Source organism: Ectobacillus antri, assembly GCF_003852715.1.
Lineage (GTDB): Bacteria > Bacillota > Bacilli > Bacillales > Bacillaceae_G > Ectobacillus > Ectobacillus antri.
In genome coordinates this window covers 56,263-70,930 of record NZ_RIAV01000004.1, presented here as the reverse complement: position 1 = coordinate 70,930, position 14,668 = coordinate 56,263, and the positions used below count along the sequence as shown (strand labels likewise).

15 protein-coding genes are annotated in these 14,668 nt (G+C 39.3%); all 15 read right to left on the bottom strand.

The window, feature by feature from the left end; translation table 11 throughout:
* Positions 1-25 precede the first annotated feature (25 nt).
* The 15 genes from aroA to EEJ45_RS05885 all read right to left on the bottom strand — a co-directional run bounded on the left by aroA (position 26) and on the right by EEJ45_RS05885 (position 14,523).
* Positions 26-1,309: a 3-phosphoshikimate 1-carboxyvinyltransferase gene (gene aroA, locus EEJ45_RS05960; protein ID WP_124563885.1), complete on the bottom strand. Its 1,284-nt coding sequence runs from the start codon at positions 1,307-1,309 to the stop codon at positions 26-28.
* 18 nt (positions 1,310-1,327) lie between these two features.
* Positions 1,328-2,425, bottom strand: coding sequence for a histidinol-phosphate transaminase (gene hisC / locus EEJ45_RS05955; protein ID WP_124563884.1), 1,098 nt, complete (start codon positions 2,423-2,425; stop codon positions 1,328-1,330).
* A gap of 30 nt (positions 2,426-2,455) precedes the next feature.
* Positions 2,456-3,535 carry a 3-dehydroquinate synthase gene (aroB, locus tag EEJ45_RS05950; protein WP_281274443.1) on the bottom strand — a complete coding sequence of 360 codons (1,080 nt, stop codon included), beginning with the start codon at positions 3,533-3,535 and terminating at the stop codon, positions 2,456-2,458.
* Positions 3,535-4,701 carry a chorismate synthase gene (gene aroC, locus EEJ45_RS05945; RefSeq protein WP_124563882.1) on the bottom strand — a complete coding sequence of 389 codons (1,167 nt, stop codon included), beginning with the start codon at positions 4,699-4,701 and terminating at the stop codon, positions 3,535-3,537. Before aroC ends, aroB begins: the two co-directional genes overlap by 1 nt.
* Before the next feature lie 148 nt (positions 4,702-4,849).
* Complete coding sequence (gene ndk / locus EEJ45_RS05940) at positions 4,850-5,296, bottom strand: nucleoside-diphosphate kinase (protein ID WP_124563881.1); 447 nt, start codon at positions 5,294-5,296, stop codon at positions 4,850-4,852.
* A 117-nt stretch (positions 5,297-5,413) separates the two neighbouring features.
* Positions 5,414-6,376 (bottom strand): heptaprenyl diphosphate synthase component II, encoded by a 963-nt coding sequence (gene hepT / locus EEJ45_RS05935; protein ID WP_124563880.1) that lies wholly within the window; start codon positions 6,374-6,376, stop codon positions 5,414-5,416.
* Positions 6,377-6,385: 9 nt separating this feature from the next.
* A complete protein-coding gene (locus EEJ45_RS05930) occupies positions 6,386-7,105 on the bottom strand; it encodes a demethylmenaquinone methyltransferase (RefSeq protein WP_124563879.1) in 720 nt (239 codons plus the stop codon).
* A 17-nt stretch (positions 7,106-7,122) separates the two neighbouring features.
* On the bottom strand, positions 7,123-7,821 hold the full coding sequence (locus EEJ45_RS05925) for a heptaprenyl diphosphate synthase component 1 (protein ID WP_245999832.1): 699 nt from the start codon (positions 7,819-7,821) through the stop codon (positions 7,123-7,125).
* 419 nt (positions 7,822-8,240) lie between these two features.
* Positions 8,241-8,810 (bottom strand): GTP cyclohydrolase I FolE, encoded by a 570-nt coding sequence (folE, locus tag EEJ45_RS05915; protein ID WP_124563878.1) that lies wholly within the window; start codon positions 8,808-8,810, stop codon positions 8,241-8,243.
* Between the two features lie 111 nt (positions 8,811-8,921).
* Positions 8,922-10,634, bottom strand: a complete 1,713-nt coding sequence (locus EEJ45_RS05910) for a methyl-accepting chemotaxis protein (RefSeq protein ID WP_124563877.1) — start codon at positions 10,632-10,634, stop codon at positions 8,922-8,924.
* A 270-nt stretch (positions 10,635-10,904) separates the two neighbouring features.
* Positions 10,905-11,180, bottom strand: a complete 276-nt coding sequence (locus EEJ45_RS05905) for an HU family DNA-binding protein (protein WP_124563876.1) — start codon at positions 11,178-11,180, stop codon at positions 10,905-10,907.
* Between the two features lie 326 nt (positions 11,181-11,506).
* Positions 11,507-12,985, bottom strand: coding sequence for a stage IV sporulation protein A (gene spoIVA / locus EEJ45_RS05900; RefSeq protein ID WP_124563875.1), 1,479 nt, complete (start codon positions 12,983-12,985; stop codon positions 11,507-11,509).
* A 180-nt stretch (positions 12,986-13,165) separates the two neighbouring features.
* Positions 13,166-13,879, bottom strand: a complete 714-nt coding sequence (locus EEJ45_RS05895) for a YajG family lipoprotein (protein ID WP_124563874.1) — start codon at positions 13,877-13,879, stop codon at positions 13,166-13,168.
* Positions 13,880-13,896: 17 nt separating this feature from the next.
* Positions 13,897-14,094: a DUF2768 domain-containing protein gene (locus EEJ45_RS05890; RefSeq protein ID WP_245999831.1), complete on the bottom strand. Its 198-nt coding sequence runs from the start codon at positions 14,092-14,094 to the stop codon at positions 13,897-13,899.
* Positions 14,095-14,271: 177 nt separating this feature from the next.
* A complete protein-coding gene (locus EEJ45_RS05885) occupies positions 14,272-14,523 on the bottom strand; it encodes a stage VI sporulation protein F (protein ID WP_124563873.1) in 252 nt (83 codons plus the stop codon).
* Positions 14,524-14,668 lie beyond the last annotated feature (145 nt).

Sequence of the window (14,668 nt, the reverse complement as noted above, 5' to 3'; positions counted from 1 at the left end):
ACGCCATAAACAAAAGAATCCCCTCTTATCGAGGAGATTCTTCGCTTAGTTCGTTCAATTGTTCAAAAAAGTTTGGATAGGACACCGCAACGGCTTCTGCCTGCTCAAGAATCGTTTCTCCACTTGCAATACAGGAAGCAACTGCAAGCATCATTCCGATACGATGGTCACCGTGACTATCTACAGACGCACCGCACAGTGATGATTTTCCATAAATAATCATACCATCATCCGTAGCTTCAATTCGTGCCCCCATTTTGGTTAGTTCCTTTACAACTGTATCAATACGATTTGTTTCTTTCACCTTAAGTTCAGCAGCATCTTTAATAACCGTAATACCTTCTGCTTGCGTTGCCGCGAGCGCCAGAACAGGTATTTCATCAATTAGACGCGGAATGAGTTCTCCACCAATTTCTACACCATGAAGCGCCGACGTTTCAATTGTGATGTCTCCATATGGTTCAAAGGCTTCTTCATTTATATTGGAAATGATAATATTCGCTCCCATTTGTTTCAGAACCTCAAGTATACCTGTTCTTGTTGGATTTAAACCAACTTGTTTCAATGTGAGCTTACTATTTGGCACAATAGCTCCTGCTACTAGAAAGAACGCAGCGGACGAAATATCGCCTGGGACCTGTACATGTGTAGCCTGTAACGTACCACCGTTTATTGTTACTGTTAGCCCTTCGTTTTTCACTTCACATCCAAATGCCGCAAGCATTCGCTCTGTATGGTCTCGTGATTTTTCAGGCTCTGTAACTGAAGTAATCCCATTAGCCCGCAAACCCGCAAGTAGTACAGCTGATTTCACTTGTGCACTTGCTACAGGAGAACGATAAGAAATACCATGTGTGCTACCTCCCCGTATACTAAGCGGTGTATATTGACCGTCTGCTCTACCATCAATTTTTACACCCATAGAGCGTAAAGGATCAGTAACCCGCTTCATCGGTCGTTTTCCTATAGAAGAATCTCCAATCAACGTACAATAAAAAGGTACGTTAGCCAAAATCCCCATCATGAGCCGAATTGTTGTTCCAGAATTCCCCACATCAAGTACTTCCGCGGGCTCCTGAAGCCCCTCCAATCCTTTCCCGTAAATGGTTACTTCTTCTCCTTGTTGTTCAATTCTTACACCAAGCTTTTGAAAGCAAGATATAGTACTTAAACAATCTTCACCAGGCAAAAACCCTGACACAGTTGTTTTACCTTCCGCAATAGAACCGAACATCACGGCACGATGAGAAATGGATTTATCTCCAGGTATACGGAGTTCCCCTACTAAACTTCTTTGTTGCAATCTCATACTACTCACTCCCGTTACTTACAAGCAGTTTTCTTTTTTTGCTACAACTTTTTCAAGCAATGCGATAATTTCTTCATTTTCTTCTTGGCTACCTATTGTTACACGGATACCGTTTGGTAATCCCAACCCTGCACCTGAGCGTACGATATAGCCCGCCTGCAGCAGTTCTTGAAACACTGCGTTTCCATCTCCTACTTCCATAAAGATAAAATTTGCTTGCGAAGGATAATAGTTGATGTCATGTTTCTTACAAAATTCATAATAACGCTTTAATCCCTGCTTGTTCGCTGTTACACATTGCTCAATAAACGCTTGATCTTTAAGAGCAGCGATAGCTGCAGCTTGTGCGAAAGAAGATGTATTAAATGGCAATCTGCCAGCTTGCAAACGGCTGATGAAGGACGCATGTCCAACTGCATATCCCATTCGAAACGATGCCAACCCGTACGCTTTGGAAAACGTGCGTAATACAACCATATTCTCGTAATTTGGTAATAAGGACAGCGTATCAGGGTAATCCTCTGCTGTTGCATACTCATAGTACGCTTCATCCATTACAACAAGAGTCGTTTTTGGAACTCCGGCCATAAAACCTTCTAATTCTTTAGTATTTACATATGTACCTGTTGGGTTATTCGGATTACATATCCAAACAATCTTTGTATGCTTATCTATCTGTGACAGCATAGCTTCCAGATCATGCGTCCCATCTTTGAGTGGTACCTCTCTTACTTCGGCATTTTCAATCACTGCGTGATGACGATATTGAGAAAAAGTCGGTTTGGCCATAACCGTGTTTGTACCGGCGGATAAAATACTACGACTCAACATTTGAATGACCTCATCTAGTCCACTACCAAACAACAGCTGCTCCGGCTCTACATTCAGGTGCGCTGCTACTTGCTTGCGCAATTCATATGCTCCTCCATCCGGATATAAGGCAAACTGTCCCGAAAGCGATGTCAACGCCTCGGGAACTTTTGGCGAGCAGCCAAACGGATTCTCATTAGAAGCGAGTTTTACAATTTTTTTCAAACCATATTCTCGCTTTACTTCATCAATTGATTTCCCAGGCGAATAAGCATGTAATTCTAGTAACTGCTTTTTTAACATTATATTGCCCCCTTATCTCTATTTTTTGAACTTTTACAAATGTTCTGTTTGAGCAAATTGTGCCAATGTATCTAACACAACTACATCTGGTACTTCTTCCACACAAACATCCGCAATTCCTTTTAACAGCACCATGCGAATTACACCTAATTCCGCTTTCTTATCCTGCTTCATTCTCAGCAATAAACGTTCTATATTAAGCTCTGGTGGCAATTTCGGATACCGATATCCAAGCAGCCACTTTTCAAATTCTTTGCGTGCTAATTCTATTCCATATATACGTTCACTCAACAGATGTGCAAAGCGCATTCCCACTGCCACCGCATCACCATGTGTCATACGGCCATACCCTAGCTCTGCTTCAATAGCATGGCCAAGGGTATGACCAAAGTTTAAGTAGGCACGTACACCAGACTCCGTCTCATCAGCAGCTACAATCTTTGCTTTTACAGCGATTGCTCGTTGCAATGCATATTGTAATTTTTCTCCGCGTAAATCTTCTAAGCTTAAAATTTCCTTTTGTAACCAATCATACAAATGCGCATCACCAATAACACCATGTTTAATTACTTCTGCATAGCCAGATCGCCATTCCTCTTCAGGTAGCGTGTATAAAAAAGGAATATGATAAATAACAGCTTCTGGCTGATAAAACGCACCAATCATATTTTTTCCAATTGGATGGTTAATGGCCACTTTTCCACCTACTGCACTATCATGTGCCAACAAAGTTGTTGGCATTTGTATAAAACGAATACCGCGCATAAAAGTTGCAGCTACAAACCCGGCTAAATCACCAATCACCCCGCCACCAAGCGCAATAATGACCGACCTTCTGTCCATCCCCTTCTCAAGTGCATATGTTTGAACAGCATAATAGTTTTCAAAGGATTTCTCTTTTTCACCACTTGGTATCACATACGTATGTATATCAACATCTGCTAGCGCTTCTGTTACCTGCTTCATATACAATGGTGCTATGACAGAATCTGAAATAACAAGAACGGAGGAGGGCTTAGGCTGTAACTGTTGATATATACTGCGCAGCGCTGTCAGTCCCTCTTCACCTAAATATAATGGATAACGCTTTGATTTTGTTTCAATATAGAGCATTAAAATTCCCTCGCATATTCTCTATGCTTATCTAAATTCTCTTTTATTAAATCCATTCTGTCCCTTCCAAATTGCTCAACAATGGCTGTTGCAAGTTCCCATGCAACAACAGCTTCCGCTACAACACTAGCAGCCGGTACCGCACAGCTATCGGAACGTTCAATACTTGCCTGAAACGCTTCTTTCGTTTCAATATCCACACTGCGAAGCGGCTTGTACAGCGTTGGAATCGGCTTCATCACACCGCGCACTACAATCGGCATACCAGTTGTCATACCACCTTCAAATCCACCGGCATTGTTTGTGCTACGACCGTATCCGTTTTCATTCCAAATAATTTCGTCATGTACCTGACTTCCAGGTCTTCTTGCTGCTTCAAAACCGATACCAATCTCTACACCCTTAAAAGCATTAATACTCATCATAGCTGCTGCAAGCTTTGCATCCAGTTTATGGTCGTAATGTGTGTAGCTTCCTACCCCTACAGGTACTCCCTCCACAATCACCTCCACAATGCCTCCGATTGAATCTCCGTTCGCTTTCGCATCATCTATCGCTTGCATCATACGAGTTCCTGCTTCAGCATCTAAACAGCGTACAGGTGATTCCTCTGTGATACGTTGTACTTCTTCTATTGACGTATATGTACGACTGGATTTTACACCACCAATTTCAATAACATGACTAGCAACCTGGATACCTAGTTCCTTTAAAATACGCTTTGCTACTGCACCTGCAGCTACTCGCACCGTTGTTTCTCTAGCCGAAGACCGTTCCAGCACGTTACGCATGTCACGATGTCCGTATTTAATTGCACCATTCAAATCAGCATGACCAGGACGCGGGCGTGTAATTTGCCTCTTTACCTCTTTTGCTTCTTCCTCTGTAATAGGTGCGGCACCCATAATTTTTGTCCAATGTTTAAAATCATTATTTTCAACAACTAAAGCAATAGGTCCCCCCAATGTATATCCATGACGAACTCCGCTCAAAATTTCTGCTTGATCTTTTTCGATTTGCATTCTGCGGCCACGACCGTAACCTTTTTGTCGCCTTGCCAACTCTTCATTAATATCGGATGCCAATAAAGGCAATCCCGCCGGAACGCCTTCAATAATTGTTGTCAATTGTGGTCCGTGTGATTCTCCCGCTGTCAAGTATCTCACTAAAATCCCCTCCTGTCAGATTATTTATGTACCAATATAACATACCGTTTTCTATTTGATAAGTTTTTAATTTTGAATCTTACAAGAAAAAAACGCAGTGCGATATCACACTGCGTCTTAAAGCGTTTACAAATCTTCCTTTAAAAAATTAATAAACCCACTCGTCCATTAATTTTGTGTATGAAACTAGTTCTTCTTCTTTAAAAAAGATAGCAATCTCACGCTCGGCACTTTCAGCAGAATCGGAACCGTGAATAATATTTTTACCTACTGTTACACCAAAATCACCACGAACCGTTCCTGGAGCAGCTTCTTTAGGATTTGTTTTCCCCATCATTTGGCGAGCTGTTGCAATTACACCTTCACCTTGCCACACCATAGCAAATACAGGACCAGAAGTAATAAAATCAACTAATTCCCCGAAGAATGGTCTTTCTTTATGCTCGGCATAATGTAGTTCTGCCGTTTCTTTTGTTACCTGCATTAATTTCGCGCCTACCAATTGAAACCCCTTTTTTTCAAAACGCGACACGATTTCCCCAATTACATTTCGTTGTACGCCGTCAGGTTTAATCATTAGATATGTTTTTTCCATGAAAATCTCTCCACTTCCTTGAATATGTATAGGGTTCTCCCATAGAGAATACTATCATTACTTTTTAAATTTAGCAACTGTTCAGAAATGGAGAAATGATCAATCGTTTTAAAAAAATCAAAACTTTCTCTTTCCTATATATTTGGCAATACTTTGCATAGCTGATTTTGCTTGACTTTTAGGTAGTGACTGTATGATTTTCAACGCTTTTTGTAAATACCTTTCACTTAGTTCAAATGAACGTTCGATTGCGTCGCCGTCTTTAATTAGGTGAATCATATACTGCATATCGGCTCTATCCATTCCTGCATGAACCGTTTCAAGTTTTCTTTTAATAGCCGGGGTCTCCATTGCATATAGAACAGGCAATGTAATATTTCCTTGACGTAAATCTTCTCCTGCTGGCTTACCTAATTCTTCTTCGTTAGACATAAAATCTAAAATGTCATCAATAATTTGATAGGACATTCCAACAAAATAACCAAACCAAAATAAACGCTTGGATGTTTGCTCATCTGCGCCGGCAGCTACTGCACCAAGCTGACAACTTGAGGCAATAAGTAAAGCTGTTTTACGTTTAATTCGTCTTAAGTATGTGCGCAAATTTTGGTTAAAGTTATATTTATCACGAATTTGTTCAATTTCTCCCTTACATAACTCTACCATTGTGTATGAAAGAACTTTATGTATTTCTGGCATCTCCAAATTTGTAATGCATTCCAATGATTTGGCAAATAGGTAATCCCCGGTATACATAGCTACCTTATCGCCCCATCTTGCATTCACCGTTGCACATCCTCTTCTAACATAAGCATTATCTATTACATCATCATGTACGAGAGATGCCATGTGTATTAGCTCTAACGCTACAGCTACATGTTTAATTGTCTCAAATTGATATGCACCAAACTTTCCACCAAGCAACACAAATACCGGTCTAATACGTTTTCCTCCCGCTTCAATAAGTGCTAAAGCCGCTTCAGCAAGCAAAGGGTCATTAGAAACGGCTATTTGTTTAAGCTCTTGCTCAACCTTATCAAGATCTGATTTTAAAAATGAATACATTACTTGTAGCTTCATATTGTCACCTTAACCTAAATAATGTTCTCCCTTATAGCCAATGTGCATCGCGGCTACACCGAACGTAAACGCTTTTGTTCGAACTTTTACAAACCCTGCCTCTTCAAACATACACGCTAATTCTTTTATACCCGGAAACGTACGGGCAGATTCCTGTAACCAAGAATACTCGTTATAACTTTTAGCAAATATTTTACCAAAAGCAGGCATAATATAGCGAAAATACATGAGATACAAATGTCTGATGCCAAATATGGTTGGTTGTGATGTTTCTAGGCAAACCACTTGTCCCCCGGGTTTTACCACACGATACATTTCTTTTAATACATGCATATAATCTGGTACATTACGTAAACCAAATCCAATGGTTACGTAGTCAAACGTATTATCTTCAAAAGGGAGAGACATTGCGTTGCCATGTAGTAACGTAACCTGCTTCATATGTTTTGCTTTTATTTTCTCTTCCCCTACAGACAACATGTTCTTACTAAAGTCTAACCCATACACTTTACCGCTTGGACCAACAGCCTCTGCAAGTGATATTGTCCAATCAGCTGTACCGCAGCACACATCTAATGCCGTTTGACCAGGCTTTACATTCATGACTTTCATTGTATATTTACGCCATGCCTTATGCCGTTGAAAGCTAATGACAGAATTCATTACATCGTACTTTTTGTAAATTTTTTCAAACACATCGTGTACACGTTCTTCTTTTGATTGTTGCATAGATGCTTTACCTCCTATTAAAGTTGATGCCCAGTCATAGCTGTCCATTGCGCGTATATGGGAGAGTCAATCAGCTCCATCGCAGCGTTTTGTTTATACACATGATACTCTTGTTCCCATTTCTCACCAGATAAGCTTTTCCACGCTGCAAAAATAACTGAACTTTCACCATTGCAAGCCTGTTTATATTCTCTGGCAATACGTGCATATCCTAAAAATGAAGCCGCGTATTCTTCCCAATCAGTAACTTGAAAATGCTGACACGTTTTCATAATGAGAGACGCTTCAATCATTTGCACACTATAAATCATTTCATTCACAGTAGATGCCTTATGTTGATGAAGATAAATTTTATGTTCATTCACTTCTTCGATCGCTTTAGCCAATGTTCTAATAAAAGAAATATCATGATTATCAGCTAATAAATGATAATACAGTCCGCTATAGTAATCTCCTGCTAGTACTGTAAGCTGGCGTTTCTTCACATTCATTTCGGAAACTTTTTCATGTGTATCAAGAGCGATTTGAACAAGCATCACTGCCACAGCATAATGCTCTATATGCTTTGTATGTAATTTGGCACTTTTTAATATTGAATACAATAAGAGCAACTTCTCCTCATCTATATCAGGCATATCAATATGCTGCATAAGGACGGGATGCTGCAACTTTACTTGAAGCCTTTCCTTCAATATCTTGAAGTCATTATTATACACTTACATCACCCTTGTTTCTAAAAAATCCTACGTGCAATAAAACCTATTATATCACATGGATGTGTTTTACTATAAGGTGAAACTTCCTTTAGCGAACGATTTTCACACTAAAGGTTAGTTGAACCAATTAGTTTTTACGGACAGTTGTTGTCTTACTGCCTGTTAATGATAGGCTCTTTTCTAAAAGATTGTTGTTTTAAATAGGTTTCTTTGTTTCAGGTTGGTTGGAGCGGAAGGTACGAGACTCCTGCGGGAGCAGCGGGTCAGGTGAGACCCCACAGGCTGTAAGCCGAGGAGGCTCACCGCACGCCCCGCGGAAAGCGAGCAACCCCGAGCGGAAATCAACCACTCCCCACTATTTACAAAGTTTGCGAAAACAGCCTAATGATAAAAAAAGAAAAGCAGTGTCCTGCTTTTCTTTAGTTAGATTTAATGAAAGATAATACCTCTGCTCTGGCTGCTGCATCAGTTTCCAATACGCCACGTACAGCAGATGTCACTGTCTTCGCTCCCGGTTTTTTCACACCGCGCATTGTCATGCACATATGCTCAGCTTCCACAACTACCATTGCACCATGAGGCTCAAGAACTTCCATAATAGCATCGACAACACTAGAAGTGATACGTTCTTGCAACTGCGGTCTACGCGCTATTGTATCCACTGTACGTGCCAGCTTGCTTAGTCCTGTTACACGACCACCTTTTGGAATATATGCAACATGTGCTACTCCATAAAATGGAACAAGATGATGTTCACACATAGAATAGAACGGGATATCTTTCACAAGAACTAGTTCCTCATGTTCTTCTCCAAACACTTTATGTAAATGCTCTTTTGGATCTTCGTGCATGCCTGAAAATACTTCAGCATACATTTTGGCCACACGCTTAGGTGTTTCTAACACACCTTCTCGATTTGGATCATCTCCGATTGCTTCCAAAATTAATCTGACTGCTTCTTCAATTTGTGTTAAGTTTACTTTTGACATCCGTTTAAATCCTCCCAAACTCATAGCTAGTGTTCATATGAACACATTCTAGCATAAACATGTTTTTAAAAGCAAAAATCAGCACTATACAACGTATAGAATTATATATCATTAAAATTTAAATCGCCCCACGGTTTGTTGCATATCTTCAGCCAGATTAGCAAGACTCTTAGCTGCTTGCGAAATATCTTCCATAGATGCCTCTTGAGATTGAGATACAATAGAAACAGTTTGAATAGAATGCGTTGCTTCACGAGATACATCCGCAATTTGCACTGCTGATGCAGCTACTTGCTCACTTCCAACAGCGAGTTGCTGGGATATAGAGGCGACCGCTTGCACCTCTGCAAACATCCTCGCAACCGCTTGCATAATACCTTCAAAGGCATTATCAATTTTACTCATACCACCAACACCAGATTCCACTTCTTCCGTAACAAGGCTCATTGACTCTACACAATGCGAAGACTGACTTTGAATTTGTTGAATAAGTTGTTTAATTTGCTGTGCAGAAACGGCTGTTTGTTCTGCCAGCTTACGAACCTCGTCAGCTACTACAGCAAAGCCTCTACCATTTTCACCAGCACGGGCAGCTTCAATACTGGCATTTAAAGCCAATAAATTTGTTTGTCCCGAAATATCAGTAATAGCAGTTACAATTTTTTCAATATCTTGAGAGCTTTTGTGCATATATTGTATAAACTCCGCTGATACTTTTACCGCTTCTGAGATTTGCTTCATTTGCTGAACCGAAGTAAAGACAAATGCCCGCCCCTCTTCCGTCTGGGATTTCGTATGACGGGAAGCTTGCTCTACATTTTGTGTATTTACTGCAATGTTCTGGATACCAGATACCATTTCTTCTGTTGCAATCGTCACCTGTTGCAGTTGCTCCAACTGTTGCGCTGCTCCGATGGATACAGCATGCATATGATTTGTAATTTGATTACTTGCTGTTCGTGCTTGTTCTTCCGAGGCAACAAGCTCCTCTGAATTTGCAGCTAAAACATGTGCGGTTTCATGAATTTGAACAATGACTGAACGAAACCCTCGCAACATTTGGTTATACGATTTAATTAACATACCAATTTCATCTTTGGAGTAATAACTACCTACCGCTGTTAAATCCCCTGTTTCAGCAATTCCCATTAAACGTTGCACCTCTTTTAATGGCTGGGTAATTAATCTCGAAATAAACACCCCAACTCCAATGCTACTCACCATAGCTCCTATAATAATACACAAAATAGTACGATCTGCATTATGAGCACTGTTGGTATTTTCAAGGTCTAATTTTTCTGCGGTCTCTGCATTATACTGCGCCAATTCTTTAATAATTTTCTCGGCTTCTAGCAGGGCAGGATTAGCTTTTTGTTGGAACTGCAAATAAGCGGCTTCTTTATTTCCAGTTAACAAGGTTTCTAAAACCCTCTCTCTTTCTACTTTGTATATGGATATAAGTGTGTTGTATTTTTTGAGTCTCTCTTGCTCAAATCCACTCAGTTCTCTTTCACTATAACGCTTTATTAAATCATTATTCTCTTTCATTGCCTCATCAATTTCTTTCATCAACTCTTCCTGCCTGGATGGATCACTCGTTAACATTGTTTCAAGCACATTCCCTTTTACAATATGTAAATTTGCTCTGGCAATATTAACCCATCTAATAGGAAGTAACCGGTCATTATACATTTCTGTCGTATTTTCTTTCATGGTATGCATATGATAGAAGCCTGTTGCCCCTACAGCGAATAATGCAAAAGTACTAATGAAAATTATGAAGAAAATCTTCGTTCTTACCTTCAAATTCTTTAGTCCGTTCATCAAAGACGTCCCCTTTACAACTGTCAGTATTTTAAATTCCTAAAAACATAATATATTTAGATAAGATTATTATAATATAAAAACGGGGTTTTTTATAAAAATATTTATAATATATAAAAATATATAAAAATAAGAAACCACTCGAAGGACTAGATAAATCTGTTACCAACATCTCTCCAAGCCCCGCTTTACTCCGCAACAGTAAAAAAGACTCCATTTCATATGAAATGGAGTCTTTTAAAACGCAGCATTTATGTAGCGCTGTATAATTTATTGTTGAACCGCGTCTTTTAACGCTTTTCCTGGTTTGAACGCAGGTACCTTGCTTGCAGCGATTTCGATTTCTTCGCCAGTTTGAGGATTGCGTCCCTTGCGAGCAGCACGTTCACGAACTTCGAAATTTCCGAATCCGATCAACTGTACCTTATCACCATTCTTTAGCGCTTCTAAGATTGCATCAAAAACAGCATCAACAGCTTTTGTCGCATCTTTTTTTGCAATATCACTTGCCTCCGCAACCGCATTTACTAAATCAGTCTTATTCATGCCATTCACCTCCTCCCAAAAGGACCACTCTATGAATGATAAGTGTGTCTTATCTTCATTTGTAGGCAATTTAAAGAAATTCTATACCACCATGGTGCAGATAATTTATTATCTTGCCCTATCTTATACGATAATTACGTATAATTCAATCTTTTTAAAGAAAATGTTACCAATATTTCTACATGGTAATGACTCAGTTTTTAGATACCGTATAATAGGACTTGTTTATTAAAGTGAAGAGGAATAAGGCTCCTGAAACAAAAGCAATTCAAAAGGAGACTAAACAAAAGTAAAAATAAAAGAAACCCTCCGCAAAGGAGGATTTCTTACAAGATGATGGCAATTAAACCGCCTGAACCTTCATTGATGATGCGTTCAAGTGTTTCCTTTAACTTATACCTTGCATTCTCAGGCATAAGTGAAAGCTTTGCTTGAATTCCCTCTCTCACAATAGAGCTAAGCGAACGGCCGAAGATATCAGATTTCCAAATAGATAACGGATTATCCTCAAAATCCTGCATTAAGTATCGAACTAGCTCTTCACTTTGCTTTTCGGTACCGATGATAGGTTCAAAAGTAGATTCTACATCAACCTTAATCATATGAATTGAAGGAGCTACAGCCTTTAACTTTACACCAAAACGTGATCCATGGCGAATAATTTCTGGCTCATCTAGACTCATATCAGCTAGTGCAGGAGCAGCAACGCCATATCCCGTTTGCTTCACCATGCGCAGTGCATCTGCTACTTGATCATATTCCATTTTTGCATGAGCAAAGTCTAGCATAAGCTTCAGTAAATGATCTTTACCGCGAATTTCTACGCCGACAACCTCTTTTAGAATTTGATCATACAGCTCATCTGGTGCGTATAGATCAATTTCAGCAACACCTTGCCCCATATCAATACCAGCAAGGCTTGCTCGATCAATAAATTCATACTGACTGAATTGCCAAACGACACGATCTACATCACGAAGACGTTTAATGTCTTTGACTGTTTCTTGTACAGCTTCTTGATAGCTTTGTCGCAACCAATGACTTTCATTTAGCACCATCACCCAGCTCGGTAGATTTACATTAACCTCTAAAACAGGGAATTCATATAGCGCTTCACGAAGTACATTTAACACATCCCCTTCTCGCATACCTTCTACACTCATCGCAAGAACAGGAATGTCATATTGCTCAATTAAATGCTGACGCAATTGCTCTGTATCAGGATGATACGGCTGTACAGTGTTGATGACCATAATAAATGGCTTTCCTACTTCTTTTAATTCATTTACAACACGCTCTTCGGCTTCTAGGTAATCGCGGCGCGGAATTTCACCGATAGTACCGTCTGTAGTAACAACAACACCGATTGTAGAATGTTCTTGTATTACTTTACGTGTTCCAATTTCAGCTGCTTCATGAAACGGAATTGGTTCTTCATACCAAGGTGTGTTTATCATACGAGGTCCATTCTCGTCCTCATATCCCTTTGCTCCTGGTACCGTATAGCCTACACAATCAACCAACCTAATATTAACAGCTAACCCATCTTCTACTTGAATCGACACTGCCTGATTCGGTACAAACTTTGGCTCTGTTGTCATAATTGTTCTACCAGCGGCACTTTGTGGTAATTCATCTTGTGCACGTTGGCGATCTGCTTCGTTACCGATGTTAGGAATTACAACAAGTTCCATAAACTTTTTAATGAACGTCGACTTACCGGTGCGAACAGCACCTACCACTCCAAAGTAGATATCACCACCGGTCCGTTCAGCGATATCTTTGAAAATATCAATCTTTTCCAAACGAAATCCCCTCCTTGAGAGTTATTGGGAATGTATTTTTCATTCTAGTAGTCAGGACACTATATAAGTATGAATTTGTCCTAATTTATTATGACTGTTTGTTGAAAAATTTTTTCCTCCATGGACGAAGTAAAAAACCCTTCTTTTAGAAAGTTATTCCTAAACAGAAGGGTTCATGACTTATTGAACGAAAAAAATTGGCTCGTTATCTTTTATTGTATAAGGAAGAGAATATGCTGGTACGAATGGCGATTTTTCAGTTAATAGAAACCGAATATCCTGTCCCTCTTGCATTGTAACAACATTTTTTCTTAGAATCTCGTATAAATCGATGCGATAGTCTACATATACCTCTCCCTGTGCATCAATAACAAACGGGAGATTTTTTCCTGAATAAGGACTCTCTACAAAAGGCTCCTCTTTATACTTTAGTTTTTGATAATCTAATGTATACACACCGTCCGCTATCACTTTTTTAAAGGGAGGATACTTATGTTCGTCCCGATACATCTTAATTTTCAGTTTAAGATCGCGAATTTCTTCTGCGATCCGTAAATCGATTAATTTTACAGTTGGATTTGTTTCCGCATCAATGAGTACATATTGGTATATACCACCATTTTCAAAAGCATTGCTAGGCGGTTCTGGCATAAATCTTGGGGAAAGCTTAGTAAATTCAATTGGATACTTTTGATAGAGTGGCGTATCCATTTCCCGTGTTTTAATTGGTAGCAAACCACCATTTGCTTCTTTATATTGATTTACTGCACCTTGCACAATCTGTAATTGATCCGGATACGGTATTTGATTTTGCTGCAGTCTCTCTTGTGGGTACATGCAACCTGACAACACGGCTACACAGAACATAAATACCACCATCATTATTTTTTTCACAAACATTCACAACCTTTTTATTTACTAACAGGTCCACTAAACACAACCACAAAAATAATGAGCCCAGAAACAATCATAAATGAATACGCTATAAAAGCAGTAATCCCTTTCAAAAATGGATTACTTATTTTATGACGACTCATTAAAATAAACAAGATGGCGATAAACATCATTCCCATCGCCCCGAATGAAAACCACATCTTCATTAAAGCCATATTTGCACCCCTTTATGTATCAATCCAATTTCTATTCTAGCAAATTTTTTTTAAAAAATCAGTATAAATAAAAAACACCGAAACGAAAAGGGGCCTTTCGCTTCGGCTGACCAAAATTCCCTATTTAGCCCATGTATTTTCATACATTGTATCATATGCATTTTCTGCATATGTTGGTTACTTTTTAAACATATTTCCTAATGTGCTCAGGTCTGCAGGAAGATTGTTACTGATGATTGCTTTAACGATTTGATCCTCTTTTTCCTTGGGTACTTGACGACCGGCCATCGCTGCAACTTGATGAATTAATTGACGCAACACTTGCTCATCTTTTAAATTCGCATTTTGGACAGAGGAAGCTAATTTAAAAATATCCTCTTTATTCACTTTTGTTTGCTTTTCTACATTATCAAAAAAGTTGTTTGACATAGGTACTACCACCCTCTCCTGTATTCTACACTTTAGTGTATGCACACAAATGAATTTGGTGAAAACACCTAGTTACGAAAAAGAAGCTGTCCCAGATGGGACAGCTTCTTTTTGGGTATGTAAGTCGCTTCTTACAACGTTTTTT

Bases quoted from the DNA above. Each gene is read 5' to 3' on its own strand.
- aroA (WP_124563885.1), bottom strand. From the start codon at position 1,309: ATGAGATTGCAACAAAGAAGTTTAGTAGGGGAACTCCGTATACCTGGA.
- aroB (WP_281274443.1), bottom strand. From the start codon at position 3,535: ATGCTCTATATTGAAACAAAATCAAAGCGTTATCCATTATATTTAGGT.
- ndk (WP_124563881.1), bottom strand. From the start codon at position 5,296: ATGGAAAAAACATATCTAATGATTAAACCTGACGGCGTACAACGAAAT.
- hepT (WP_124563880.1), bottom strand. From the start codon at position 6,376: ATGAAGCTACAAGTAATGTATTCATTTTTAAAATCAGATCTTGATAAG.
- EEJ45_RS05930 (WP_124563879.1), bottom strand. From the start codon at position 7,105: ATGCAACAATCAAAAGAAGAACGTGTACACGATGTGTTTGAAAAAATT.
- folE (WP_124563878.1), bottom strand. From the start codon at position 8,810: ATGTCAAAAGTAAACTTAACACAAATTGAAGAAGCAGTCAGATTAATT.
- EEJ45_RS05910 (WP_124563877.1), bottom strand. From the start codon at position 10,634: ATGAACGGACTAAAGAATTTGAAGGTAAGAACGAAGATTTTCTTCATA.
- EEJ45_RS05905 (WP_124563876.1), bottom strand. From the start codon at position 11,180: ATGAATAAGACTGATTTAGTAAATGCGGTTGCGGAGGCAAGTGATATT.
- EEJ45_RS05890 (WP_245999831.1), bottom strand. From the start codon at position 14,094: ATGGCTTTAATGAAGATGTGGTTTTCATTCGGGGCGATGGGAATGATG.
- EEJ45_RS05885 (WP_124563873.1), bottom strand. From the start codon at position 14,523: ATGTCAAACAACTTTTTTGATAATGTAGAAAAGCAAACAAAAGTGAAT.